The following is a 24,185-nucleotide window of genomic DNA, read 5'->3' as shown; positions in this document are numbered from 1 at the left end:
GCCCGGCCGGCGCGGGGCACGGACGGCTTCCGGCGGGCGCACGGCTTCCGGTGGACGCACGGCTTCCGGTGGACGCACGGCTTTCGACAGGCGGGCGGCTTCCGGCGGGGCGGCGCCGGTCACGACGACCGGCCGGAGCGCAGGGCGCGGGCGGTGACCAGGACGTGCTCGATCTCCACCGGGGTCGGCCAGGGGGCGCCCCCGGGACGCAGCAGCGTGGCCCGTACGGACGCCAGGTGCTCGATCGCGCCCGACGGCAGCCCGCTCCGCTCGGTCAGCCACGCCGTGACGTCGGTGTGGTCGCGCAGCGGACGGGTGACGAGGTCCCAGGTGCCGAGGATCTCGGTCAGGTCGGCGACCCTCAGTGAGGTGCCGCCCCGCCGGGCGACGGCGGCCACGGCGAGTTCGGCGCGGGCGACGAGCTCGGGCTCGGTGGTCCGGCCCCACGGGGGAGCGGGCGGATCGGCGAGCCACCGCTCCGCCTCGCGGGAGAAGCCCGCGGCCGACAGCAGCGCGGCCAGCTCGACCGCGGCCCGGTGGTGCCCGGCCTGTGCCGCCTGGCGGAACCAGTGCTGCCCGCCCCGCAGGTCGCTGTGCTCGGCGATGAGCAGCAGGCCGAAGTTGAAGGCGGCCTCCGGGTCGCCGCCCGCCGCGGCCCGGCTGAACCAGTGCCCGGCCCCCCGCGCGTCGCTCATCTCCACGCACACGAACCCGGCCGTCCGCTGGTCGTCGATCCTGCCGGTGCAGGCCGCCCGCTCGAACCAGGCGCGCGCGGTGCGCAGGTCGCCGAGGGAGAGCGCGATCCCGCCGAGCTGGGACGCGGCGCCGGGGTGCTCGTTCCTGGCGGCGAGCCTGAAGAACGCCTCCGCCCCCTCGGGATCGCGGTTGGCCTGCAGGAACAGCCCGAGGTGGTAGGCCGCGTCGGCGTGGCCGCTCCGGGCGGCCAGCTCCCACCAGCGCAGCGTCTCGTCCTCCTCGCCGGAGGCGTAGGCGAGGAACCCGAGGTCGTGGGCGGAGGCCAGGTCGCCGTCCATCGCGGCCCTGCGGTGCCACTCCCCGGCCGCCTTCGCCTCGCCGCCGTCCTCGCAGAGCAGCGCGAGCCGCCTGGTCGCCGCGCGGGAGCCCGCCCTGGCCGCCGTCTCGAACCAGCGCCGGGCGGCGGGGACGTCGCCGTGCTGGTCCAGCAGGAGGGTCGCCAGGTTCACCGCGGCCTCGACGTCCCCGGCGTTCGCCGCCAGCTCGTACCAGCGCGCGGCCTCCGCGGGAGTGCCGTGCTTCTCGTGCCAGATCCCCAGGTTGTAGGCGCTGTCGAGATTTCCCGCCGCCGCCGCGCGCTCCCACCAGTGCCGCGCCGCCGAGCGGTCGCCCCGCTGCGCGAAGTGGCGGCCCAGCTGGTGGGCGGCCTGCACGTCACCGCCGTGCGCGGCGAGCAGCAGCGCCGTCTCGCCGTCCGTGTCGTTCTCGTGCTCGGTGCTCCGGGGGGTGGGTATCAACCCCGCGGCCGCCTCCGGCTCGTCAGGCCACCACCCCATGTCACCCTCCTCGCCGACGTCGCGCAGCCGACAGACCACAGGGTGCCACGTAACCCTTCGGTCGCGGAGGGTAATCATGACTTCCGGTCGCCGGACCCGTTTGCCGGTCTGGTCACCGGTCCGGTCACCGGTCCGGTCGTCGATCCATTGGCCGATCCGCTCGTCGTGTCCGGGCCGTTCGTCGTGTCCAGGCCGGTGGTCCGCCGCCCGGGTCCCGGCGCTCAGACGAAGCGCACGAACCCCACGTACATGCCCATCGAGCAGACGTAGCGCAGGGAACCGGCCTCCCGCGCGCCCAGCCGTACGGTGGCGGGCAGCACCACGTCGCGGCCGTCGATCGTGAGGGTCCGGGTGCAACCGGGGATGCCTTCGAGACGGAAGACGAGGTCGGTGGGAACCCCCGCGCGGACGGTCACCACGCCCGGCCGGTAACCGTGGCCGGTGGCCCGCACCTCGACCCGCTGGACGCCGCCGACGCGTACGGCCGCTCCCGCCGCGCCTCCCTGGTGGTCCGCCGTTCCCTCCGCCTGGGCGCCCGTGGGCCGTGCCGGGCCGTCCGCCGCCATCGCCGGGCCGCCGGATCCGGGGAGCCACCCCCCGAGGCTCAGCCCCGAGGAGATCGTCCACAGGCCCGCCGCCAGCGCGACGACCCCCGCCAGCGCCGCCAGCCTGCCCGTCGCGGCCCGCCGCAGGGCGAGCCCGAGCAGGGCGAACGCGGGAGCCGTCCCCACCACGAACCCCGCCATCACCGCGGTCCCGCCCAGCGCCGACCCGCTGGAGACCGCGACCATCTCGGTGCTGAGCGTCACCCCGCACGGCAGCAGGACCGTCGCGGCCCCGAGCGCCAGCGCCCTGGGCGCGGGGGCGGCGATCCCGGACACGCGGCCACGCCAGGACGTACGCCTCCTCGGCGGGGCGTCCGGGTGGCATCCGTCCTCCGGTCCTCGGCCGAACATGCGGACGCCGAAGAACACGACCGCGATCCCGGCCGCGACGAGCAGCGCGGCCCTGACCTGAGGTCCCAGCCGCACCGCGGACCCGGCCAGCCCGAGCAGGGCTCCGGCCGCCAGGTGGGAGCCGAGGCGCCCGGCGAGGAACAGCGCGACGACCGCCGGGCCCGAGAGGCCCGCCCCGGCCCCGCCGCACCCGGTCGCGCGGCTGCGGGAGGTGCGGGAGGTGAGGCCGGTGAGCAGGCCGCCCTGCACGGCCGCGCACGAGGCCGTACCCGCGACCAGTCCCGCGGCGAGCCCTCCGGCGAACAGCGCGGCCGGTCCCGCGCTCAGCGGACGTTCCCGGTGACCATCCAGATCCCCACGGACCCAACGTAATCTCGCCGAAGGGTAACCGAAGGTGATATTTCCTTACCGAGCGCGCACGCCGCCCTTACCGGATGTCCAGGTGTCCCGGCGACCGGCTCGCACCCCGGGACGCGAGCCACGTCGCCCGCCCGCCGCCCCGCTCACGTATGGGGACGGGGGCGTAGGAGGGCGCCCGCGCATGGGGTCCGGGTCCGCGAGAGAGCACCCGCCTATGTGGGGACGGGATCCGTGCCTTCCGCCGGTCCTGTCGCCGTCGCGGCCTGATGGGGTCGCGCTCAGGCGACACCGCTCCGCAGCACCGACATGCGCTCGAAGTACTCGTCGCCGCTCATCTCGCCGCGTGCGTACCGTTCGGCGAGGATCTGCTCCGCCGCCACGGTCGGGCCGGGCGGCGGGGTCGCGGGGGACGCGCGGCGGGCTCCCCACGGTCCCCGTCCGTTGCGCCGGGCCCGGAACGCGAGCGTCCCCAGCACGATCCAGAACACGATCCAGAAAGCCGGGAACACCGGCCACCACGGTCCGGGCCCCCACTGGGGGGCCATCGAGAGGACGTCCATGCCCTCACCTCCTTAGACGTCCTCCACCCTCCTCTCGCGACGCCCGCCGCGAATCGACCCGTCGGCTGATCCCGCCCTACCGCCCGTGGCGTACGCCCCGCCCGTCATGACGCGGCCCGGGTGTCCGTGAAGACCGAGGTGTCGAGGGGGAAATCGACCGGCTCGGGGAGGTGGAGGCGCGAGCCCATCTCGACCCGGGTGGAGGTGCGGTACTCGCCCTCCTTGGGGTCGCTGAGGACCGTCACGGTGGCGGGCGCGGCCACCGGGTCGATCAGGAGCGTCACGGGAACACCGCCGGAGGCGTAGATGAGGGGCTTGCGGTCGCGGTCGTCGACGGTGCTCCCGGGGGACACGATCTCGGCGACCATGAGGAGACCGGAGGAGCGCAGCTCACGGGCACCCCGGCGCGGGCAGTCGGCGGGTGCCAGGACGAAGTCGGGCTCGACCGGGTCGCGTGGCCCGTCTATGCAGACGTCGACGTTGCCCGGGTAGGAGCGCCAGCCATTTTTGATGACAAGTGGATGTAGCTCGTATGCGAGAAGCATCGCCAGCCAGCTGTGCTCGGGGGTGCCCACCGGGCTCACTATGAGTCTCCCGTCGATGATCTCGGTCCGCAGCCCGGGAAGCTGCGGGAGCGCGTCGAAGAGTTCGCGCGCCGTTCCTGGCAGGGGCTGGGACGAGGTCTCGGGGGAGGGGCGCAGCTTGGCGTGGCTCCGTCGCGATGTCATGACCATGACGATATGTCCCTTCGTGTTCTGGTGAACACGTTGAGTATCGCAAGTGGGGCGGGCACGCACGAGCCTTTACCGGGATCTGGTACGTCAGATCCAGCCGGGGCGGACGAGGCCGGATTCGTAGGCGATGACGACCAGCTGGGCGCGGTCGCGGGCGTGGAGTTTCATCATGGTCCGGCTGACGTGGGTCTTGGCGGTGGCGGGGCTCATGAAGAGCTCGCCCGCGATCTCGTCGTTGGTCATGCCGGTGCCGACCAGGGCGAGGACCTCGCGCTCGCGGTCGGTGAGCAGGCCGAGGTCGCGGGTGTGGTGCGGCTCCTTGGCGCGGCTCGCGTACTCGGCGATCAGGCGGCGGGTCACGCCGGGGGAGAGCAGGGCGTCGCCCTCGGCCACCACCCGGACGGCCTGGATCAGTTCGGCCGGTTCGGTGTCCTTGACGAGGAAGCCGCTGGCGCCGCCGCGCAGGGCCTCGAAGACGTACTCGTCCAGCTCGAAGGTCGTCAGGATGATGACCTTCGGCCCGGGGGGCATCTCGCGGGTGGCGGTCAGGCCGTCCATGCCGGGCATGCGGATGTCCATCAGGACCACGTCCGGCTCGTGCTCGGCGACCAGCCGCAGGGCCTGCGCCCCGTCGGAGGCCTCGGCCACCACGGTCATCCCCGGCTGCGCGTCCAGCAGGGCACGGAACCCGGCCCGTACGAGGGCCTGGTCGTCGGCGAGGACAATCTTGATCATTGAGGCTCCTCCGGGATCGGCAGCCGGGCCTCGACGCGGAAGCCCCGGCCGTGGTGCGTGGCGGTGAGCGTCCCCCCGAGGGCGGCGGCCCGTTCGCGCATGCCGGGGACACCGTTCCCGCTGCCCAGGCTCTCCCCGGGGGCGTCGCCGCCGGTGTCGGTGACCTGGACGGTCAGCGCGCGGGGGTCGTAGCGGAGCACGACCGTGACCGACGCGCCGGGGGCGTGCCGGGTGACGTTGGTGAGGGCCTCCTGCACGATGCGGTACCCGGCCCGGTCGACACCGGGGGGCAGCGGCCCGGCCTCGCCGACGATCTCCTTGACGACCGGCAGCCCGCTGCGCTCGACGAGCTCGTCGAGCCGGTCCAGCCCGGCGGTGGGGGAGCGGGGGGCGCCGTCGCGCAGGACGTTGAGCACCGACCGCATCTCGGTCAGCACGTCCTTGGACGCCTGCTTGATCGTGGTGAGCGCGGTCCGCGCCTGCTCCGGCTGGTCGTCGATGAGGTGCAGCGCGGTGGACGCCTGCACGTGGATGAGGGAGATGTTGTGCGCGAGCACGTCGTGCAGCTCCTGCGCCATGGTGAGCCGCTCCTCGCTGGCCTGCCGCCGCAGCTCCTCCTCCTCCACCCGCTCGCGCTCGGCCTGCCGTTCCCTCCTGGCCCGCGAGAACTCCGCCACCACCAGGACCAGGCCCATCAGCGCGCCCACCGTGAGGTCGTGGAGCCAGCCGGGCGTACGGACGGGGGCGAGCCAGGACGTGTAGACCACGAAGAACGCGTAGGCCAGGCCCCACGCCGACCAGGCCGCCCGCCGGTGGCCGCTCACCACGGCCGAGTGGAGCGCGATGATCGGGCTGAGGAAGACCGGGCCGTAGGGGTAGCCGAGGCCGATGAAGATCATGGTCGAGCCGACCGCGACCGCCAGGGTGAGCACCGGACGGCGGCGGCGTACGATCAGGGCCAGGGGCCCGGCCAGCGCGAGCGCGCAGCCCAGCGGGTCGAGCGGGACCCTGAGCATGCCGGGGTCGTGGACCTGCCACCACTGCACGCCGCGGGTGGCCATGACCTGGAAGACCCCCGCGAACAGCGGGAGCAGCAACTCGGCCCAGCGGGGTTTGGCGTGCACGCTCAGCACTGTACGTGCGCCCGCCCGGGGAGCGCGTCCATCTCGTGAGGCATGAGGTACTACATCCCCCGCGGTAGGGAAGGGGCTGACAAGGCTCACGGGCTGAGTCAAGCTGTCTGCGGGAGGTCTCATGATCAATCGTCGATTCGCCACCCCCCTGGCGGGGATCCTGGTGGGAAGTTCCTTAGTGCTCGTCCAACCCGCGGCCGCCTCTCCACAGGCGCCGCGGGCGGAGAAGAAACCCGTCGCGGAGGGGTACGGAGGCGCGGTCTCGACCGTCGACCTCGAAGCCAGCGAGGTCGCGCTGGGCGTGCTGCGCGAGGGCGGCAACGCCATGGACGCGGCGGTCGCCGCGGCCGCCACCCTGGGCGTGACCGAACCCTACTCGGCCGGTCTGGCCGGGGGCGGGTTCATCGTCTACTACGACGCGCGCCGCAAGAAGATCCACACGATCGACGGCCGGGAGACCGCGCCGAGGGCGATGGGGCCGTCCTCCCTGGAGGGCATCCCGTTCGAGGAGGCCGTGACCAGCGGGCTGTCCGCGGGAGTGCCCGGCAGCGTGGCCCAGTGGGAGCTGGCGCTGCGCAGGTTCGGCACGCTCTCGCTGCGCCAGGCGCTGAGGCCCGCGGTCGACGTCGCGTCCAGGGGATTCAAGGTCGACCAGACCTTCTACGACCAGACCGCCGCCAACGCCGCCCGCTTCAAGGACTTCACCTCCACGGCCAAGCTCTACCTGCCGGGCGGTGCCCCGCCGCCGGTCGGTTCCACCTTCCGCAACCCCGAGCTGGCCGACACCTACCGCAGGCTCGGCAGGCAGGGCGGCGAGTGGCTGTACGGCGGCTCGCTGGGCGCCGAGGTCGTGGCCACCGTCAAGAAGCCGCCGGTCACCCCGGGCTCCACCCGCAACGTGCGGCCGGGGCTGATGGAACTGGCCGACCTGAAGGCCTACCGGGCGCTCGAACGGCCGCCCACGAAGGTGACGTACAAGGGCATGGACGTGTACGGCATGGCGCCGCCGTCCTCGGGGGGCTCGACGGTCGGCGAGGCGCTCAACATCCTCGAGGCCCTGCCGAAGGTCGGCGAGCACGAGTACCTGGAGGCGTCCAGGCTCTCCTTCGCCGACCGGGGCAGGTACGTGGGCGACATCCCGAACGTCCCGCTCAAGGAGCTGCTGTCCGACGGGTTCGCCAAGGAGCGCGCCTGCCTGATCGGTGAGCGGGCGCTGACGAGCCCGGCCGCCCCGGGCAACCCCGACGGGACGTACGGGCCGTGCGCGCCCGCGCCCTCGGCCGAGGCCACCCCGTCGGCGCCCGAGGGGCCGGAGACCACGCACCTGGTGGTCACGGACCGGTGGGGCAACGTGGTCGCCTACAACATCACCATCGAGTCGACCGGCGGCAACGGCATCGTCGTCCCCGGCCGGGGCTTCCTGCTCAACAACGAGCTGACCGACTTCACCTTCGGACCGGCCCCGGGCGACCCGAACCTGCCCGCGCCCGGCAAGCGCCCCCGGTCCTCGATGGCACCGACGATCGTCCTGAAGGACGGCAAGCCGCTGCTCGCGCTGGGTTCCCCCGGCGGCTCGACGATCATCACCACCGTGCTGCAGATCCTGGTCAACCGCTGGGACCTCGGCATGACGCTCCCCGAGGCGCTCGCCGCGCCCCGGGCCACCCAGCGCAACACCGCGCAGACCCAGGCCGAGCAGGCCTTCATCGACCGCTACGGCGCCGAGCTCACGGCCCGGGGCCACAGCCTCGTGCTGAACCCCGAGATCGGCGCGGCCACGGCGGTGGAGTTCCTGCGGCACGGGAAGCTCCAGGCGGTCGCGGAGCCGACCCGCCGCGGCGGCGGCAGCGCGCTGGTGGTGAGCGGGCGCAGGTAGGTTCCCGTAGTTTCCCGCCCGCGCGCCGGTACGCGCGGCGACGGGCACGATGACGGGCACGATGAGGTACGAACGGACGCCGAAGCCCGGAGGCGCGGTCCCAGCCGCGCGGCCGGGCTTCGGTGCGTCCGGTGGGCGTCCGGTGGTCTCCGGTGGCGTTCGGTGGTGTTCGGCGGCGTCCCGTGGTGTCGGTGGTGGCACCGGTGACGTCGGTCGCGGCCGTGAGTGGTGGCGGGAACGCCGGGGGTGGGGGAGCGCCGGGGGCGGGAACGGTGAACCCCGTGGACGCGGGGGCGGTCGCCTCGTGGGTGGGGGACGTGGTCAGGGGATCAGCTCGTAGGCCTCGCGTCTCGGGGTGCGGGTGCGTGCCCAGTACTCGAAGGTGAAGCCGGGCCAGAGGGTCCTGTTGACGCCGTGCTCGTCGAGGTACCAGCTGCCGCATCCGCCCGTGTTCCAGACGCGGCGGTTCAGGCGCTCCTGGAGGCGGTCGTTGTGGGCGCGCTGCGCCTCGGGGCGGACGTCGAGGGCCCTGACCTTCGTCCGGGACAGCAGGCGCAGGCAGCCCAGGACGTACCGGACCTGTGATTCGATCATGAAGACGACCGAGTTGTGGCCCAGGCCGGTGTTGGGGCCGAGCAGGAGGAACAGGTTCGGGAACCCGGCGACGGTGACGCCGTAGTAGGCCTGCGCGCCGTCCTGCCAGGCGTCCTGGAGCTTCCTGCCGTGCCTGCCGACGATCCGCCGCCCGTCCAGCGCGGGGGTGACCCTGAAGCCGGTGCCGTGGACGAGCACGTCGACCTCGGTCTCCCGGCCGGTGGAGTCGACGATCGAGCCCTCCCGGATCTCCCGCACCTCGTCGGTGATCACCTCGACGTTGTCCCTGGCCAGCGCCGGGTAGTAGTCGCTGGAGATCAGGATGCGCTTGCAGCCGATCGTGTAATCGGGGGTGAGCCTGGCGCGCAGCGCCGGGTCGGGGACCTGGGCGGCCAGGTGGCGCAGGGCCAGCTCCCGGTGGGCCCCCATCAGGCGCGGGTCGACGGCGAAGCCCAGCGCCCGGCTCTCCAGGGCCCAGTAGATCGCGTCGCGCAGCGCGCGGGCGGCGCCGGGCAGGCCGAGGATCCGCTTCGCCCGGGGGGAGAAGGGGAAGTCGGGCTTGGGGTGGATCCAGGGGGGAGTGCGCTGGAAGACGTGCAGGCGGGAGACCCGTTCGGCGATCCGTGGGACGAACTGGACCGCCGACGCGCCGGTGCCGATGACCGCGACCCGCTTCCCGGTCAGGTCCACCGAGTGGTCCCATTCGGCCGAGTGGAAGGACGGGCCCGCGAAGCTCTCGCGGCCGGGGATGGCGGGCAGTGACGGGACGTGCAGCGCGCCGGTGCCCGAGACCACGGCGTTGGTGGTGAAGGTCCCGCCCCCGGCGACGTCCACCCGCCAGTGCCGCGCCGCGTCGTCGTACTCCAGCCCGACGACCTCCTCGCCGAACCTCAGGTGGGGGGCGAGACCGTACTTCCCGACGCAGGCCCGCAGGTAGTCGCGGATCTCGGCACTGGGGGAGAACATCCGCGACCAGCGGGGGTTGAGCTCGTACGAGAAGGAGTACAGGTGCGAGGGGACGTCGCAGGCGCAGCCGGGGTAGGTGTTGTCACGCCAGGTCCCGCCCAGGTCGCCGGCCTTCTCCAGGATGACGAAGTCGTGGTATCCGGCTTCCTTGAGCTTGATCGCCATGCCCAGCCCGGCGAAGCCGGAGCCGATGATCGTGATCCCGGGATGCGTGCTCGTCCTCACCGGGCCTCCTCGCTCCCCGTCGCCCTCGGGCGGCCCCGTCACGCCCTGTCGCTCCCTGCCGCCCTCCGGCGCCTTCGGTCGCTCTCCCGCCGGTCCCTCGCGGTCCCCCGTGGTTTCGGGAGGTGGTGGCGCGGGCGTTCGTGGTGTTCGTTATCTATTGGATTATTCGTCCAATGTAATGAGCGGGGAGCGTGCCGTCCAGCCTAGGAGGTGACGGAGCGTTCCGGGCCGACCGGTCGGTATCTTCCGTCCCCGGAAGGGCCTGGTCGTTGGAAAGGGGCGTTCGGGAACGCGAAAAGCGCCGAGGGCGATGCCGTCGGCGCTGCGGACTCTCCGGTCTTTAGGGCAGGTCGTTCAGAGCAGCAGGTACGCGGCCACGGCGACGACGACCAGCACCGCGACCACCACCGCCGCGGTGATCGGCAGGGCGAGCGACCGCTTCTCGGGAGCGGCCTCCGGGTCCTTGCGCTGGGCGAACGCACGGAACGCCTGGGTGTTGCCCGCGGGGTCAATCGGCTGAGGATCAGACATGGGGATGACTTTAGCGATACGGGATACCCTCCAACACTGATTTGTCCACTTTCACGGGAAGGATGTCCCGGTGCCTGGCCAAGGGCGGGTGCTGGGGACCGGACCGGCGACAGGGGCGGATAGCGTGGTGTCATGCTCCGGACCCTCTTCTCCGCCCGCGTGGTGGCGCTCCACCTGCTCGCGGTCGGAGCCCTCGTCGTGTGCGGCCTGCTGGGCAGGTGGCAGCTCGGTGTCTTCGAGGAGTCCGGCAAGCCCCAGTCGCTGCTCGACCCGGCCCCCGTGGCGGTCGCCACGCTCACCGCGCCCGGAGAGCACCTGACGGCCGACAAGGTCAGCCGCCGGGTGACCGCCGAGGGCACCTTCGACGCCTCGAAGCAGCTCCTGGTGGCCGAGCGCGACGGGGGCCTGTGGCTGCTCGCGCCGCTCGACCTCGGCGACGGCACCTCCATCCCGGTCGTACGCGGCTGGGTGGCCACGGCCGGGGATCCCGCCGTCACCGCTCCGGCCGGGGGCAGGGTGACCGTGAGCGGGCGCCTGCGGCCCTCGGAGGCCACCGACAGCGTCCAGCGCCGGGTCCGGCGGCTGCCGCCGGGGCAGGTGCTGACCGTCTCGTCGGCCGAACTGATCAACGTCTGGCGGGGTACGAGGCTGCGCGACGGATTCCTGGTCGCCGCCACCCAGTCACCGGCCCCCGAGGTCGCGCTCCGGCCGGTGAGCGTCTCTCCGCCGACCGAGCCGGGCGGGCTCACCTGGCGCAACCTCGCCTACGCCGCCCAGTGGTGGATCTTCGGGCTGTTCGCGGTCTTCATGTGGTGGCACTTCGTCCGCGACGCGCTGCGCGGCCGTACCCGGGAGCGCGACTCCGCCGCTCCTTCCCCCGACGGTCCCATTCCGGGGGATCCTCCCGGCGCGCCCTCCTCCGCCGGTCCTGCCCCCGAGGACGCCGGTCCCGCCCTCGGGGACGCCGGTCCTGCCTCCGGGGACGCGCACACCGGCTCCGGGGACGCCGACACCGGTGCCACTCCCAGGGACCCCGGCACCGGTTCCCCCGCCGGGGGCGTCGATCCCGGGGCGGGTCCGGGAGCCGAGCCGGAGACCCCCGCCCTACCAGCCCGCACCGCCCCGTGAACCGAACCCCAAGACCGAGGTAACCGACCGTGGAATCCGCTCTCAAGCCCTTTCGAATCCTGGCCTACATCGTCGGCGTGATGCTGCTCGTCCTGGTCACCTGCATCGTGCTCAGGTACGGCTTCGGCATCGAGGAGCCCTCGAAGATCGTCTCCCCGATCCACGGCTTCCTCTACATGCTCTATCTCGTGGCCACGATGAACCTGGGCATGAAGGCGCGCTGGACGTGGCCGTACATCGTCGGGGTGATGCTCGCGGGCACCGTGCCGCTGCTCTCGTTCGTGTTCGAGCGCAAGGTCACCCGGCGGGTGGAGTCGGAGCTCGCGACCGCCGCCGCTGCCGCCTGATCCGTCCGGCCCGGTCCGGCCCGGCCGGGAGACGCGGGTTCGCGTGGCCGGGCCGGACGGGCCGCGGTGGTGTCATGTGCCGCGTCAGCGGCCGAGCCCCCGGCGACGCGAGCGCCTGAGGCGCGCGCGCTGTGACGGGTCGAGCATCAGGTAGCCGACGACCGGGGCGGCGACGACGCCCAGGAGGATCAGCAGCGTCACGAAACCTGGCAGGAACAGCCACGACAGGAACACCACTGCTCCGGCGCCGATCGCGTACTTCTGGACGGGCGACATCCTCAACATCCTCCGAACGCGGGGCGGACGCCCCGTCTGTAGTTCATTGTGCGTCGCCGGTCCAACGTGTGGACCTACCACGGTGGTTCCAACCGAGATATATCGTGATTTTGCCGTCGGATTTCGCTACCCGGCCAGTGCCTTGAGTGTCGCGACGCCGCCGGGGTCGGCGTCCGTGCTGACCGGGACGAGGGCCACCTCGTCCACGCCCGCGTCGGCGTAGGCGCGCAGCCGCTCGCGGGCCGCACCCACGTCGCCGAGCAGGGCGACCGACTCCAGCAGGCCGTCGGGGATGGCGGCGAGCAGCTCGCGGGGGTGCGGGCGGGTCCTGGCGAACGCGACCACGTCCCCGAACCCGGCCTCGACGAACATCTCGCCGTATCCGGGCGCGGCGAGATATCCCACGACGGCGCGCCGTATCCGGTCGACCGCCTCGCGTCCCGGGTCGACCGCGGCCGTCACCCAGGCCGCCACCCTCGGTACCGGGCTCTGCCCGTGGGCCGCGTCCTGCCCCGGTGCCGGTGCCGCGTCCCGCCCCTCCTCCTGTTCCTCCTGTTCCTCCTGTGCCGACGCCGTCCGGGCCGCCGCGCGGAGATCGGCGGTGAGGCGGGCGGCGGAGGCGGGGGTGATCAGGTTGAGCACCATCCGGTCGGCCGTCGCGGCGGTCCGTACGGCGGAGGGGCCGAAGGCGGCCACGGTCAGCTCGGCGCGGGGTGCCGGGAGCCGGAGCCGATAGCCGCGACTCTTCACGCACTCACCCGAAAAATCGGATTTGTCGCCATCGAGCAGCGGCCTGAGGGCCCGTACCGCCTCCCGCAGCACCGTGGCCGAGCGCGCCCGTGACCTGCCGTGCCACTCCTCGACGACGAGCGGGCTCGACGTGCCGACCGCCACGTTCACCGGCCTCCCGACGAGACCGGCCACCGACGCCACCCCCATCGCGATCGTCACGGGGTCCCGTACGGCCACCGCCAGCGGTCCCACGGTGAGCCCGATCCGGCCGGTGGACAGCCCGATCGCGGTGGCCAGCGCGAAGGCGTCGTAGGTGGCCATCTCGCCCACCCACAGCTCGCCGTAGCCCAGCTCGTCGGCGGCCCTCGCGGTCAGCAGGGCCTCCTCGGCGGGCCGGTCCTGCCAGAGTCCCAGGGAGACGCCCAGCCTCACGCGACACGCTCCAGCAGCACGGCGGAACCGCTGCCCGCGGCCCCGCTCACCGCGGCGACGCCGTACCGGGCCCCGCGGCGTTCGAGCTCGTCCGCGCAGGCGGCGACGAGGAGGGCCCCGGTGGCGCCGAAGGCGTGGCCCATCGCGATGGTGCCGCCGTTGACGTTGAAGCGGTCCTCGCCGACCTTCAGGTCCCGCTGGAACTTCAGGCACAGCGCGGCGAACGCCTCGGCGAACTCGTAGACCTCGACGTCGTCGGGGGTGAGCCCGGCCCCGGCGACGACCCGCTCGACCGCGAGCTGCCCGGCGGTGAGCATGGTGACCGGGTCGACGGAGGCGGTCGCGGTGCCCACGATCCTGGCCCTGGGCCGCAGGCCGAGCTCCGCGCCCGCCGATCCGGAGGCGACCAGGACCAGGCCCGCCGCGTCGCACAGGCTGGGGGAGGTGCCCCGGGTGTGCAGGTGGCGCAGCTCGCCGACCTCGGGACGGTGCCCGCGGACGATGGCGTCCTGGTCGTCCTGACCGGCGAAGGCGGGTGCCATCGCGGCGAGCGCCTCCAGGGTCACGCCCGGCCGCACGTGCTCGTCGTGCCGCAGGTCGCCGACCGGCACCAGCGAGCGGTCGTAGCGCCCGGCGGCCCACGCCTCGGCGGCCAGGGTCTGGGTGCGCAGGCCGTACGCGTCGAGCTCCTCGCGTTCGAAGCCCTCGACCGTCGCGACCAGGTCCGCCGCGATGCCCATGTGGATCGACCCGACCCTGTCCACCACCGCGGGGTCGGCCCACAGCGGTCCGCCGTCGGAGAACATCGGCACCCGGGAGACCGACTCGACCCCTCCGGCGACCACGACGCGGCTCTGCCCGGACTCCACGAGCGCGAAGGCCGTACGGACCGCGTCGACGCCCGAGGTGCAGTAGCGGTTGACGGTCATGCCGGGCGAGTCGAAGCCCGCGGTGAGCGCCGCGGTCCTGGCGAGGTTGCCGCCCTGGTCGGCGTTCTGCGAGGCGCAGCCGACGATCATGTCGTCCGCCCGCTCGACGCCGGTCCGCTCGCGCAGGGCGTCCAGGAGCCTCTCCAGCATGGTCAGCGGCGTCACGTCCGCCAGCCCTCCGCCGGGTCTCGCCTTACCCCGGGGGGTCCTGACTGTCTCGTAGATGTATGTCGTCATCTGTCCTGCTCCTGCCGGGTGTCGTGCGCGGTGCTCACACGGGTCTTACGCGGTTCTCGCGTGGTGCTCGCAGGGTTCTCGCAGGGTTTTCGTGTGGTCCCATGCGGTCCTCGTGTGGTTCTCACGCGGTCCTCGCACGGGTTCTCACGCGGTCCTCGCATGGTTCTCACGCGGTCCTCGCACGGGTTCTCACGCGTTCCTTGCACGGGTCCTCGCGGGGTCGGGTCTCATGCGGTCGAGTCCCTCAGCTGGTCCTCGCGTACCCAGGTGGCGTGGAAGCCGAGCGGCACCCGCTGGGGCAGGACGATCCGGGCGATCGGCCCGGCGCCCAGGTTCGCCGCGTGCAGGACCTGCACCTCGGAGGTGCCCTCGCGCTCGTCGGTGACGAAGCTGACGAGGTAGCCGTCCGCCTCGTCCGTCGCGCCGTCGCGCGGCGCGAACGGGGCCTCGCTGCCGTAGCGGTGCTCGCCGTAGTAGTACGTCTCCTTGCCGCCCGTCACGTTGTCGTAGCGGACCAGGCCGTCGAAGAGGTTGGTCGCGGCGTCCTTGACCGACACGTTGTAGGCGTAGCGCGACCGCAGGCCCGTCAGCCGGGCGTCCATCGAGGGGAACTCGGTGTTGTGGTCGGAGTCCACGAACCCCTCCGACGTGCGGCCGGTGCGCAGGTCGAAGCGGTAGCGGTACATCCGCGCGTCGAGCTTGAGATAGGAGATCATGCGGGCCAGCGGGCTGCCGCTCCCGGCGGGCGCGGGCCGGCCCACCCTGCAGACGTCCAGGACGATCTCCCCGTCCTCCTCCCAGGAGTTGACGACGTGGTAGATGTAGCAGGGCTTCGCGTCGAACCAGCGGATCTCGTGCGCCTGCCCGCGCCGGGGGATGACGCCGAAGCGCGAGGGCAGCTCCCGGTCGAAGGTGAGCTTGTAGCGGCCCTGCCGGGCGGCGTCCATGTCCTGGTAGAGCGGCAGGTCCATGAGGATCGCGTGGTTCTCGGTGATCGCCATGTCGTGCGGCAGCCGCGCCCCCGGCAGCTCCAGCTCCACGCAGTGCTCGACCTGCCCGCCCGCGCCGACCACCCCGTAGCGCAGGTACGGCCTGCGGGGCCCGTAGTCGAACCAGAACAGCTCCCCGGTCCGCTCGTCGACCTTGGGGTGGGCCATGAAGTCGCCGGTCAGCGTGTCGAGGAAGGTCTCGACGCCGAGCGTCTCCAGGCTGAGGGGGTCCATGCCGTACGGGGAGCCGCACAGGTACCAGGTGGTGAGGACCCGGCCGCGGTGGAAGATCACGTCGGTGTTGGCGGAGTCCTTGAGGCCGAGCCCGCGGGTGTTGCCGAACGGGTTGCCCTTCGGGTTCTCCATCACGCCGGTCCACAGCGACCGCCCGGCCGCCGACTCGGCCTCGAACGCCCTGGTCCTGACATAGCGGTTGCGGTAACGGGCCCTGCCGTTCTCGAAGTGCATCGCGTGCACCATGCCGTCGCCGTCGAACCAGTGGTAGCGCCCCTTCATCGGGAACCGGGCGTTGGGCCCGTTGCGCAGGTAGACGCCGTTGAGGTCCTTCGGGATCTCGCCGATGACCTTGAGGTTCTCGGCCGTGATCTCGTCCTGGACCGGCGCGTAGACGCCCAGCAGGTACGGATTCGGCTCGCCCGACTCGTCCATGACCATCACAGGTTCCGCCATGTCCTGACGCTACGATAAAAGAAGTCAGGTCGTCAATGACCGTTCTCCGCCGACGGCGTGGCCGGTCTCCGCGGATGGCGTGTCCAGGAAGGGCGCGCCGCTGTCCGCGCGGCGCCGGGTTGGTAGTTTGGCGGTTTCGCCGGGAGCGGGCAGGGCCATACCTGATGGCGACGAACATGACGGTGTTCGCCGAAAACGGGTACGGACCCGCCTGCCGGCGACGAGCACGACCATGACCATGACCAGGACCACGACCACGCGACCATCCATCGGGAGGACAGGCTGTGAACGGCACTGAGCGGGAGCCGGCGTGGACCGAGCTCAGTGCGATAGGGCAGGCACTGGTGATCCTGGGTGACCGGTGGGTGCTGCTGATCCTGCAGCGGGCGTTCCTGCTGCGGATCAGGACGTTCGCGGGCTGGCGCGACGCGCTGGGCATCTCCGAGTCGGTCCTCGCCGCCAGGCTCAGGGAGCTGGTCGACCACGGCATCTTCGAGCTGTCGGCGTACCGCGACGGCCGCACCCGCTACGAGTACCGGCTGACGGAGCGCGGGCTCCAGCTGTGGGCCCTGCTGGTGGCCATCCAGGCGTGGGAGCGCGACTGGGTCGCCCCGGGGCGGCTCCCGCCGCTGCTGCACGAGCAGTGCGGCCAGGACGCCAAGCCGTACCTCGGGTGCGGTTCCTGCCTGGAGCCGATGAGCGCCCGCGACACCCGGACCGAGCCGGGCCCGCTGGCCACGTTCTCCAGGATCGGCCCGCCGCGGCGGCACCGCCGCACGGTCCGCTCCGACGCCTCGCCCGACCTGATCGGCTACTGCCCGGCGTCGATGGAGATCCTCGGCGACCGGTGGAGCACCAGCGTCCTGGCCGGGGCGTTCCTGGGCACCCGGCGCTTCGTCGACTTCCAGTCCGGGCTCGGGATCGCGCCCTCGGTGCTCACCGACCGGCTGCGCCGCTTCGTCGAGCTGCGCGTCTTCGACGCCCGGCCCGACGGCTCGTACCGGCTCACCGACAAGGGGCTCGCCTTCTTCGAGGTGTTCGCCTTCCTGGTCGACTGGGCCCAGCGCGAGCTCCCCGCCCCCGAGGGCTCGGCCCTGTCCATCACCCACGCGCTCTGCGGCGCCACCTTCCAGCCGGTCCTGCTGTGCCGGGCGTGCGGCCGGCCGCTCCAGCGGCGCGAGGTCCGTTTCGTCCTACCGGAGTGACGGCGGCCCGGGACTCGTCCCCGGCCGCTCTCTTCTCAGGGGTCTCTTTTCCGGCCGTGCTTGTCCCCGGGGCTCTCGTGTCCGGCCGTGCTCATTTCCGGCCGCGTAGGGAGTCGACCGTCCAGCGGGCCGCCTGGAGCGCCCCGGCGCGTCCCCTGCCTCCGGTGTCCGGAACGGTGAACCGGTGGTACTGCAGGGCCGTCACGATGTTGCCCGCCCGGAGGACGACCACCGAGTTGACGCTCGAATGGCCGTTGCTGAGCTGGTAGGCGTAGGCCTCGTCACCGAGACCGGGCACGTCGGCCGGAACGCTCACGATCCGGGTGTCCTTCGCGTCCCTTGAGCGGAGACGGAGGTACGTCGCGTGCGCGAGCTCCGCCTTCGGTTCGCGGACAAGGGTGATCTCCAGCGTGTTCCTGAGACCGCCGGGTGCCTTCGGGTCCGCCGCGGACCAGGCGCACGACGTTTTCCTCCTCGACGAGGAAGTCGCGAGGTAGAGACGCTCGGCCTGTTCCCCCGAGATCAGGGAGCACGGGTCCGGAGCCTTCGCGAAGAAGGTGGGCAGCGGTGCCGGGCTCGGCGGCGGGGCCGCGGGGCGGGGCCAGAACCAGAACGCCGTACCGCCGACGGCCAGGAGGGCGAGCGCGGCGGCCACGAGGAGCAGGCCGGTACGGCGGCGGGACCTCGCGGGGCGGGAGGTGAGTCCCAGCAGGACCGTGCGGGCCGTGGTGGCGTCCGGGCGGTGCGCCGGGTCGGCCGCCAGCAGGCCCTCCAGCAGCGGGGCCAGCGGGCCGGAGTCCGCCGCGCCGGTGCCCCCGGTGCCCCCGGTGCGCCTGTCGTGCCCGGTGACGGCGGGACCGGGCCCGCCGGTGTGCCCCCGGGCCGGGGCGACGCCGTCCGCCGGGCGCGGTCCGGCGTACGGGGCGGTGTGCGGGCCGGTGCCCGGGGCCTGTCCCTCGACGGCGGTGAACAGCACGGCGCCCAGGTCGCGCAACTCGTCGGTGGCGTCGGTGTCGTCGAAGACGGCCAGGCCGGTGACCACGACCCTGTCGTCCGGGGTGAGAAGGACGCTCTCCGGGTCGGCCAGGAGGTGGACGCCCCGCCCGTGGGCGGCGGTCTGCGCGTCCAGGACGCGCAGGCCGACCTCGGCCGCCCGCTCGGAGGTGAGCGGTCCTTCGGCCCGGACGGTCCGCAGCACCGAGCGGCCTTCGACCGACTCCAGGATCAGCCACACCTGGTCGGGAAAGGAGACGACGTCGTGCAGGGTGATGACGTTCGGGTGCCTGAAGTCGGCCGCGGCACGGATCCTGCCGAGAAGCAGGTCACGGTGCGGGCCGGGCGGCGGGAGCGATATCCCGGTGATCGTGACGTCCCGCTGGAGCAGCTCGTCGCGGGAGCGCCAGGTGCTCCCGGCCCGGTCGCGACGCTCCAGCAGCCGGTAGCGACCGGCCAGCAGATTCGGATCGGTCACGCGGACCGTCCGGGGGCGGTGGGGCCGTACGCGGGCCGGGGGTGGTCAGTCACTGCTGTTCAGCTTCTCGGCGACCTGGCGGGCGACGCGGAGGGCGTGCTCGCGCAGCTCGGCGTCGGGGCGCTCGCCCTTCCGCGACACGTCGACCTCGACCAGCAGGTTGCTGATCCGGAAACGGACCGTGGAGTTGACCCGGTCCAGCGCGACCACCTCGTAGGCGAAGGCCTCCGCGCCCAGTCGGCCGACGTTCCGGAGGGCGCCGGTCGAGCCCAGGAGGCCCTCCCCCCTGTCGGCGACGACCTTGGTGCGGTCGGAGGCGAAGAACTCGTGGGCCACCTCCGGGGCGGCCTTCGCCCGCACGGGCGCCTTGCGGGTCAGCGTGAGCCGTAACCAGCGCGCCTCCGTGGGACCGCCCCAGCCGCAGTAGGACTCCCCTTCCTTCGACGCGCTCGGCGCGGGATCCGGGGTCGAGCCGGGTGCCACGGCCCGGCTCTGGGCGCTGTTCAGCAGCGAGCAGGCGTCGGGCACGGTGGCGAACCGCCCGGTGCCGGCCGTCGGCGGCGAGGGCAGGGACGTCTCGGGGGCGTCCGCGTTCGTCGTCAGCAGTACCGTCCCGGTCGCCAGTGCCGCCACCGCGGCTAGCACGGCCGCCGCGATCAGAGCGGTACGGCGGCGCGGGGCCACCCGTCTCCCGGGCACGGTCTCCTGCGAGGAGAGGGACGAGGCGGGCGGGACGGGCAGGGCGGGCGAGAGCTGGGAGAGCGGCTCCACGGGCAGCCCCTGGGAGACCTGCCGCAGGGCGGCGCGCAGCCCGGCCTCTCCCGGGCGCCGCCGGGGATCCTTGACCAGCGCCGCGACGAGCACCGGAGTCAGGTCGCCCGCCCGGCGGGGCGGGGGCGCCTCCTGGGTGAGGATCGCGCCGATGGTCGCGGCCGAGGTGTCGCGACGGAAGGGGCTGTGGCCCTCGACGGCCGTGTACAGGGTCGTCGCCAGGGACCACAGGTCGGTGGCCGGGCCGTCGCCGATGCCGCGCAGCCGTTCGGGGGCCATGTACGCGGGGGAGCCGACCAGCGCGTCCGGTGAGGTGAGCTGGACGTCCCCCTCCAGGGTGGCGATGCCGAAGTCGGTCAGCAGCACCCCGCCGTTCCTGGCGAGCATGATGTTGGCCGGTTTCACGTCGCGGTGCACGATGCCCCGGCTGTGCGCGAGGGCGAGCGCGTCCAGCACGGCCAGGCCGATCACGGCCACCCGCCGTGGCGGCAGCGGTCCCTCGTCCTGGACCGCCTGTTCCAGCGAACGGCCGTCGACCAGGTCCATCACGATCCACGGCCGGCCGTCCTGCGCCACGACGTCGTGCACGGCCACGATGGACGGGTGCCCCAGCCGGGCGGCGGCGCGCGCCTCGCGCAGGGTGCGCTCCCGCGCCTCGGCGCGCTGCGCCTCGGGCAGGTTCGGGTCGAGCTTGACCTCCTTGATCGCCACTTCGCGGTGGAGCAGCTCGTCGCGAGCCCGCCACACCACGCCCATCCCGCCCGCGCCGAGCTTCGCGAGCGCCCGGTAGCGGCCCGCCAGCACGGGCAGCGGGCCCGCGACCCGATCAGTCATCGGTCTTCAGGGACTCGGTGAGCCAGCGCGCCACCTTCAGCGCGCCTTCGGAGATCTTGCCGTCGGGGTCCTCCTTGACGCCGCCCCGCTCGTAGTCGACCTCGGCGATCAGGTTGCTGATCCGGAAGACCACGGTCGCCTTGTAGGAGCCTCCGTACAGGTTGATGGAGTTGTACGCGCTGGAGGTGAACGCCTCCTCGCCGACGCCCCGCAGGTCCTTGGGCGGCAGAGGCTTGGGAGTGGTGAACTGGCTCTTGTCGAGGAGGTCCTTCTTCTTGCCCGCCAGATACTCCCTCGCCCTCGCGACCTCCGACCCGTCCTGCTTCTGGGCGATCAACCGGACCCGCAGGTCGTACTTCTCGACGTTGGGCTTGCGCCAGTCGTGCTGGTTGAGCCAGTTGCAGACGGAACGCTCGACCTCCGAACTCTTGAAGCCCGGCACGACCTCGTTCACCTGCTTGTCGTCGAGCAGGCTGCAGGCCCGGGGGGCCGTGGCGAAGCGGCCCTTCGCGCCGGAGGGCTCGGCGGTGGAGAGGCCGTCGTCCGAGTTCGCGACCACGGAGGTGAGCAGGACGCCGATGGTGACCGCCATGCCGAAGAGCAGCACACCGGTGAGCGCCACGACCGGCCGGGGTACGAGCACCCCCGTCGTCCACGCCGACCGCGCGTCGGGTGTCTCTCCCGGCGCTGGTACGGGGAGGAGGGCCGGCTCGCGCGAGGTGGGGGCGTCCCGAGGGGTCTGATGCGGCGGGGTGGGGCCGGGCGCGCCGGAGTGGGGTCGTCCTCCCTGGGGAGTCGCCTGCCGGGACGGCCCCTGCGGAGACGCCTCCTGCTGGGACGGTCCCGGGGGCGGCCCTTGGGGCGGTCCCTGGGGTGTCGCCTGCTGAGGGAGCCCGGGGTGGGGCGGGCCCTGGTGGAGGGTGTCCTGCTGCGGAGGGACCGAAGGCTGGGCCGTGAGAGGAACCGTGGGAGGAGCCGGGGAAGGGGCCGTGGGAGGGGCCGAGGGGGGGACCTGCCAGACGATCGGCGTGCCCGGGGAGGAGGAGAGCGCGACCTGAGGGGGGACGGGGACGTCCTGGAGGGGGAGCCTCGCCGTGATGGCGGACATCTGCTCGGTCAGGTTCTTCCTGAAAGGCGCGGTCACCTCCCCGGGGGCGGCCGGGGCGATCCCGCCGTCCTCCTGCCCTCCGGGGGCTCCCGGAGCTCCAAGGGGTCCGGGGGCTCCAGGGGCTCCGGGACTCCCGGGCGGCGCGGTCGTGTCCCACCCCTGAGGACCGGCCGCACCCGGCCCTGTCGTCCCTGGCCCTGTCGTCCCCGGCGCTGTCGTTCCCGGTCCGGTCGCGACGGGTCCGGTCGTGCCCGGTCCGGTCGCGGGGTGCGGGCCCGGCGTCCCGGGCGCTCCGGGGCCCTGGAGAGGGGCCTGTCCGAAGGCCGCAGGGGTCCCGGGGGCGGGGGGAGACAAGGGGCCGGAGAACGGGAAAGGGCCGGAGGAGGCGGACGCTCCCGGGTCGGAGGTTCCTGGAACCTGGGGGAGCGAGCTTCCCGAGGGGGACGGGAAAACACCCGGCGGGAGCGGACCAGAGGAGAGCGGACCTGCCGGAAGCGGCCCCGAGGGAAGCGGGCCCGAGGAGAGCGGACCTGAGGAGAGCGGGCCCGGGGGCGGCGCGGCCGGAGGTTCGGGACGGTACTGGGAGACCTCGATCAGGGCGCCGCGCAGGGTGCCCGGGTCGGGCCGCTGGGCGGGGTCGCCCGCGAGCAGGTGGAACAGGACGGGCGCGATCGGGCCCGCGTTGTCCAGGGAACCGCCGGGGGACGGCGGACGGCCCTCGACGGCGGTGTAGAGGGTCGCGCCGAGCGACCACAGGTCGGCGGCCGGGCTGGTCACCCCCTCGGGAGAGGTGAAGAGCGACGAGGGCAGGGAGGGCGCGGCGAGGACGATCTGCTCGTACGGGCCGAGCAGCACCGAACCCGGCCGCACGTCGCCGTGCAGCATGCCCTGCCTGTGCATCGCGACGAGCTGGTCCAGCACGGCCACCCCGACCACCGCGGCCTGCTGCGGGGACATCGGCCCGAAGCGGGCGACCACCTGTTCCAGGGAGCTCTGCTCAAGCATCGGCGGGCCCTCGGCTCCGGCGATCCCGGGCCCCGGAGCGACGGGGGCGGTGTGCCCGCCCGCGTGCCTGCCCTGCGATCGAGGGACGTCTGGATGGTTCATCCGCTCGCCTTCTGCTTGTTCAACGCGTTCGCGATCCACGTCGCGGTGGTGTGGGCTCCGGCCTGGATCGCCGGGCCGTCCTTGCTGCCGTCCACCACGGTGTAACCGACGTCGAGGACGAGGTTGTCCACGCGCATGACCACGTAGCTCTGCTCCAGCCTGCCTGTCTTGCGATTCTCGTAGACGTCGTAACCGAACGCCTCGTCCCCGGCGGGTTTCACCGTCGTCGGCGCCGTGGAGCGGGAGGAACGGATGCCGGCCTGGATCTCCGGCCAGCTCCAGGCGTTCTCCCCGCTCGGTATGACGCTCTGGCGCCGGTTCACGAACAGCTCGTGGGCCTGGCGCGGGCTCTTGCCCCACTGGTCGGCGCCGGAGAGACGCACCTCCAGCCCCATGCCCCTGGCCGCCCACTGGCAGCCGCCGTCGTTGGTCGGCTTGCCCTCGCCCGCCAGCGCGGGCAGCAGCTGCCTGGCCATCGCGCCGGGGACGAGCTCGCACACGTCCACCGGCGTGGCGAAGGCGCCGGGACTCTCGCTCAGCCTGACCCGCTTCTCGGCGGCCGTGGGGTCCGAGGTCAGCAGGAACGTCACCCCGAAGGTGACCGCGATGACCACCCCGATCCCGGCCGTCTCGACGGCGGCCCACAGCGCCGTGCGGCTCGGGCGCGGCGCGGGCGGCCGTACGGGGGCGGACGCGGGGGCGGACGCGGACGCGGGGGCGGGGGACGGCGAGGGGGCGGGTGGCGCGGCCGGTGTCTCGGTGACCGTACGACCGGCGGCCAGCTCTCCCAGCGAGCGGGCGACGGCCTCGAAGGACGGCCGGGCCTCGGGGACCGGGTCGAGCATGCGTACCAGCAGCGGGCCCAGCTCGCCTGCGCGCTCCGGCGGCCTCGGCGGCTCGGTGAGCACCCGGCTGATCGCCGCGATGGGGGTCTCCGCCGGGTGCGGGGGCACCCCCTCGACGGCGAAGTAGAGCGTGGCGCCCAGGGACCACAGGTCGGAGGCGGGGCCGCCGCGCTCGCCGCGCAGCCGTTCGGGCGCGATGTAGTTGGGCGAGCCGACCAGGTGGCCGGTCCGGCCGGAGGTGGCCTCGCCCTCGGCGACCGCGAAGCCGAAGTCGGTGAGGACGGCCTTGCCGGTCCGGGTGAGGAAGACGTTGCCCGGCTTGACGTCGCGGTGGACCACCCCGGCGGCGTGCGCGGCACCGAGCGCGCTGAGGATGCCCACGCCGATCCTGGCCGCCTGGTGCGCGGGGAGCGGGCGCCGGTCGCGGACGGTCTGCTCCAGGGACGAGCCCGACAGCAGCTCCATGACGAGCCAGGGTCGTTCCCGGTCGACGACCACGTCGTGGACGGTCACGATGGAGGGGTGTTTGAGCCGGGCGGCGAGGTTGGCCTCGCGGATCGCCGAGGCGAAGACCTCCTGCCGCCTGACGGGGTCGAGGTCGGCCGGGAGCCGTACCTCTTTCACCGCCACGTCGCGGCCGAGCGTCTCGTCGGTGGCGAGCCAGACCGTGCCCGCCCCGCCCTCGGCGAGAGGGTTGAGCAGCCGGTAACGGCTTGCCAGCACTCGAGTGTCGATCCCGCTCACCCCGTTCGCTTATCCCATCGCGGACAGCAACATAGTCACTTAGTGGCACATGAACCAATGAACAGTTGTTCCGCCCCATCCATTGACCCCTGGCTTCTGTTTTCGTAGTGTCACGACAATCCTCACGACGCCCTTGGA

General features: G+C 73.1%; 20 protein-coding genes. 4 read left to right on the top strand and 16 right to left on the bottom strand.

The window, feature by feature from the left end:
* Nucleotides 1–119 precede the first annotated feature (119 nt).
* The 6 genes from ABT053_RS23340 to ABT053_RS23315 form a co-directional block, all read right to left on the bottom strand.
* Complete coding sequence (locus ABT053_RS23340; protein WP_350971255.1) at nt 120–1,532, bottom strand: tetratricopeptide repeat protein; 1,413 nt, start codon at nt 1,530–1,532, stop codon at nt 120–122.
* 221 nt (nt 1,533–1,753) lie between these two features.
* Nucleotides 1,754–2,767 carry a sulfite exporter TauE/SafE family protein gene (locus ABT053_RS23335; RefSeq protein ID WP_350971422.1) on the bottom strand — a complete coding sequence of 338 codons (1,014 nt, stop codon included), beginning with the start codon at nt 2,765–2,767 and terminating at the stop codon, nt 1,754–1,756.
* A gap of 359 nt (nt 2,768–3,126) precedes the next feature.
* Entirely contained in the window at nt 3,127–3,408 is a 282-nt protein-coding gene (locus ABT053_RS23330) for an SHOCT domain-containing protein (RefSeq protein ID WP_350971253.1), read from the bottom strand.
* Between the two features lie 104 nt (nt 3,409–3,512).
* A complete protein-coding gene (locus ABT053_RS23325; RefSeq protein WP_350971251.1) occupies nt 3,513–4,136 on the bottom strand; it encodes a Uma2 family endonuclease in 624 nt (207 codons plus the stop codon).
* 93 nt (nt 4,137–4,229) lie between these two features.
* Nucleotides 4,230–4,877 carry a response regulator transcription factor gene (locus ABT053_RS23320; protein ID WP_350971249.1) on the bottom strand — a complete coding sequence of 216 codons (648 nt, stop codon included), beginning with the start codon at nt 4,875–4,877 and terminating at the stop codon, nt 4,230–4,232.
* Nucleotides 4,874–6,001, bottom strand: coding sequence for a sensor histidine kinase (locus ABT053_RS23315; RefSeq protein WP_350971248.1), 1,128 nt, complete (start codon nt 5,999–6,001; stop codon nt 4,874–4,876). Before ABT053_RS23315 ends, ABT053_RS23320 begins: the two co-directional genes overlap by 4 nt.
* 130 nt (nt 6,002–6,131) lie before the next feature.
* Here ABT053_RS23315 and ABT053_RS23310 point away from each other — a divergent pair, with 130 nt between their 5' ends.
* Nucleotides 6,132–7,886, top strand: a complete 1,755-nt coding sequence (locus ABT053_RS23310; RefSeq protein WP_350971246.1) for a gamma-glutamyltransferase family protein — start codon at nt 6,132–6,134, stop codon at nt 7,884–7,886.
* A 321-nt stretch (nt 7,887–8,207) separates the two neighbouring features.
* Here ABT053_RS23310 and ABT053_RS23305 read toward each other — a convergent pair whose 3' ends face one another.
* Together ABT053_RS23305 and ABT053_RS23300 are read right to left on the bottom strand one after the other, a co-directional pair.
* Complete coding sequence (locus tag ABT053_RS23305; protein ID WP_350971245.1) at nt 8,208–9,671, bottom strand: flavin-containing monooxygenase; 1,464 nt, start codon at nt 9,669–9,671, stop codon at nt 8,208–8,210.
* 354 nt (nt 9,672–10,025) lie between these two features.
* A complete protein-coding gene (locus tag ABT053_RS23300) occupies nt 10,026–10,202 on the bottom strand; it encodes a hypothetical protein (RefSeq protein ID WP_350971244.1) in 177 nt (58 codons plus the stop codon).
* 132 nt (nt 10,203–10,334) lie between these two features.
* Between ABT053_RS23300 and ABT053_RS23295 the strand changes: the two genes are divergently transcribed.
* Both ABT053_RS23295 and ABT053_RS23290 read left to right on the top strand, forming a co-directional pair.
* Entirely contained in the window at nt 10,335–11,330 is a 996-nt protein-coding gene (locus ABT053_RS23295; protein WP_350971242.1) for an SURF1 family protein, read from the top strand.
* 29 nt (nt 11,331–11,359) lie between these two features.
* Complete coding sequence (locus ABT053_RS23290; protein WP_350971240.1) at nt 11,360–11,677, top strand: DUF3817 domain-containing protein; 318 nt, start codon at nt 11,360–11,362, stop codon at nt 11,675–11,677.
* A gap of 84 nt (nt 11,678–11,761) precedes the next feature.
* Here ABT053_RS23290 and ABT053_RS23285 read toward each other — a convergent pair whose 3' ends face one another.
* The 4 genes from ABT053_RS23285 to ABT053_RS23270 all read right to left on the bottom strand — a co-directional run bounded on the left by ABT053_RS23285 (nt 11,762) and on the right by ABT053_RS23270 (nt 15,962).
* Complete coding sequence (locus tag ABT053_RS23285; protein WP_350971238.1) at nt 11,762–11,953, bottom strand: tail-anchor membrane protein; 192 nt, start codon at nt 11,951–11,953, stop codon at nt 11,762–11,764.
* A 126-nt stretch (nt 11,954–12,079) separates the two neighbouring features.
* Nucleotides 12,080–13,117 carry an LLM class F420-dependent oxidoreductase gene (locus ABT053_RS23280; RefSeq protein ID WP_350971236.1) on the bottom strand — a complete coding sequence of 346 codons (1,038 nt, stop codon included), beginning with the start codon at nt 13,115–13,117 and terminating at the stop codon, nt 12,080–12,082.
* Nucleotides 13,114–14,283, bottom strand: coding sequence for an acetyl-CoA C-acyltransferase (locus ABT053_RS23275; RefSeq protein ID WP_350971234.1), 1,170 nt, complete (start codon nt 14,281–14,283; stop codon nt 13,114–13,116). The genes ABT053_RS23280 and ABT053_RS23275 overlap by 4 nt, the downstream gene beginning before the upstream one ends.
* Nucleotides 14,284–14,510: 227 nt before the next feature.
* Nucleotides 14,511–15,962: a carotenoid oxygenase family protein gene (locus tag ABT053_RS23270; RefSeq protein WP_350971233.1), complete on the bottom strand. Its 1,452-nt coding sequence runs from the start codon at nt 15,960–15,962 to the stop codon at nt 14,511–14,513.
* 284 nt (nt 15,963–16,246) lie between these two features.
* On the opposite strand from ABT053_RS23270, the gene ABT053_RS23265 reads away from it, so the two are divergent.
* Nucleotides 16,247–17,167 (top strand): winged helix-turn-helix transcriptional regulator, encoded by a 921-nt coding sequence (locus ABT053_RS23265; RefSeq protein ID WP_350971231.1) that lies wholly within the window; start codon nt 16,247–16,249, stop codon nt 17,165–17,167.
* A 91-nt stretch (nt 17,168–17,258) separates the two neighbouring features.
* On the opposite strand, the gene ABT053_RS23260 is transcribed toward ABT053_RS23265, so the two are convergent.
* Genes ABT053_RS23260 through ABT053_RS23245 form a run of 4 tightly spaced genes read right to left on the bottom strand, consistent with a single transcriptional unit; the run spans nt 17,259 to nt 24,026 of the window.
* On the bottom strand, nt 17,259–18,638 hold the full coding sequence (locus ABT053_RS23260; protein WP_350971230.1) for a protein kinase family protein: 1,380 nt from the start codon (nt 18,636–18,638) through the stop codon (nt 17,259–17,261).
* A 45-nt stretch (nt 18,639–18,683) separates the two neighbouring features.
* On the bottom strand, nt 18,684–20,243 hold the full coding sequence (locus ABT053_RS23255) for a serine/threonine-protein kinase (RefSeq protein ID WP_350971228.1): 1,560 nt from the start codon (nt 20,241–20,243) through the stop codon (nt 18,684–18,686).
* Nucleotides 20,236–22,458, bottom strand: coding sequence for a hypothetical protein (locus ABT053_RS23250; RefSeq protein WP_350971226.1), 2,223 nt, complete (start codon nt 22,456–22,458; stop codon nt 20,236–20,238). The genes ABT053_RS23255 and ABT053_RS23250 overlap by 8 nt, the downstream gene beginning before the upstream one ends.
* On the bottom strand, nt 22,455–24,026 hold the full coding sequence (locus ABT053_RS23245) for a serine/threonine-protein kinase (RefSeq protein ID WP_350971224.1): 1,572 nt from the start codon (nt 24,024–24,026) through the stop codon (nt 22,455–22,457). Before ABT053_RS23245 ends, ABT053_RS23250 begins: the two co-directional genes overlap by 4 nt.
* Between the last annotated feature and the right edge of the window lie 159 nt (nt 24,027–24,185).

It is taken from the genome of Streptosporangium sp. NPDC002524 (assembly GCF_040295985.1).
Taxonomy (GTDB): domain Bacteria; phylum Actinomycetota; class Actinomycetes; order Streptosporangiales; family Streptosporangiaceae; genus Streptosporangium.
Note: the sequence above shows the minus strand (reverse complement) of the source record. Positions and strands in the feature narration are given on the sequence as shown.

Bases quoted from the DNA above. Each gene is read 5' to 3' on its own strand.
- ABT053_RS23300 (WP_350971244.1), bottom strand. From the start codon at position 10,202: ATGTCTGATCCTCAGCCGATTGACCCCGCGGGCAACACCCAGGCGTTC.
- ABT053_RS23310 (WP_350971246.1), top strand. From the start codon at position 6,132: ATGATCAATCGTCGATTCGCCACCCCCCTGGCGGGGATCCTGGTGGGA.
- ABT053_RS23295 (WP_350971242.1), top strand. From the start codon at position 10,335: ATGCTCCGGACCCTCTTCTCCGCCCGCGTGGTGGCGCTCCACCTGCTC.
- ABT053_RS23340 (WP_350971255.1), bottom strand. From the start codon at position 1,532: ATGGGGTGGTGGCCTGACGAGCCGGAGGCGGCCGCGGGGTTGATACCC.
- ABT053_RS23250 (WP_350971226.1), bottom strand. From the start codon at position 22,458: ATGAACCATCCAGACGTCCCTCGATCGCAGGGCAGGCACGCGGGCGGG.
- ABT053_RS23320 (WP_350971249.1), bottom strand. From the start codon at position 4,877: ATGATCAAGATTGTCCTCGCCGACGACCAGGCCCTCGTACGGGCCGGG.
- ABT053_RS23325 (WP_350971251.1), bottom strand. From the start codon at position 4,136: ATGACATCGCGACGGAGCCACGCCAAGCTGCGCCCCTCCCCCGAGACC.
- ABT053_RS23285 (WP_350971238.1), bottom strand. From the start codon at position 11,953: ATGTCGCCCGTCCAGAAGTACGCGATCGGCGCCGGAGCAGTGGTGTTC.
- ABT053_RS23255 (WP_350971228.1), bottom strand. From the start codon at position 20,243: ATGACTGATCGGGTCGCGGGCCCGCTGCCCGTGCTGGCGGGCCGCTAC.
- ABT053_RS23330 (WP_350971253.1), bottom strand. From the start codon at position 3,408: ATGGACGTCCTCTCGATGGCCCCCCAGTGGGGGCCCGGACCGTGGTGG.
- ABT053_RS23270 (WP_350971233.1), bottom strand. From the start codon at position 15,962: ATGGCGGAACCTGTGATGGTCATGGACGAGTCGGGCGAGCCGAATCCG.
- ABT053_RS23275 (WP_350971234.1), bottom strand. From the start codon at position 14,283: ATGACGACATACATCTACGAGACAGTCAGGACCCCCCGGGGTAAGGCG.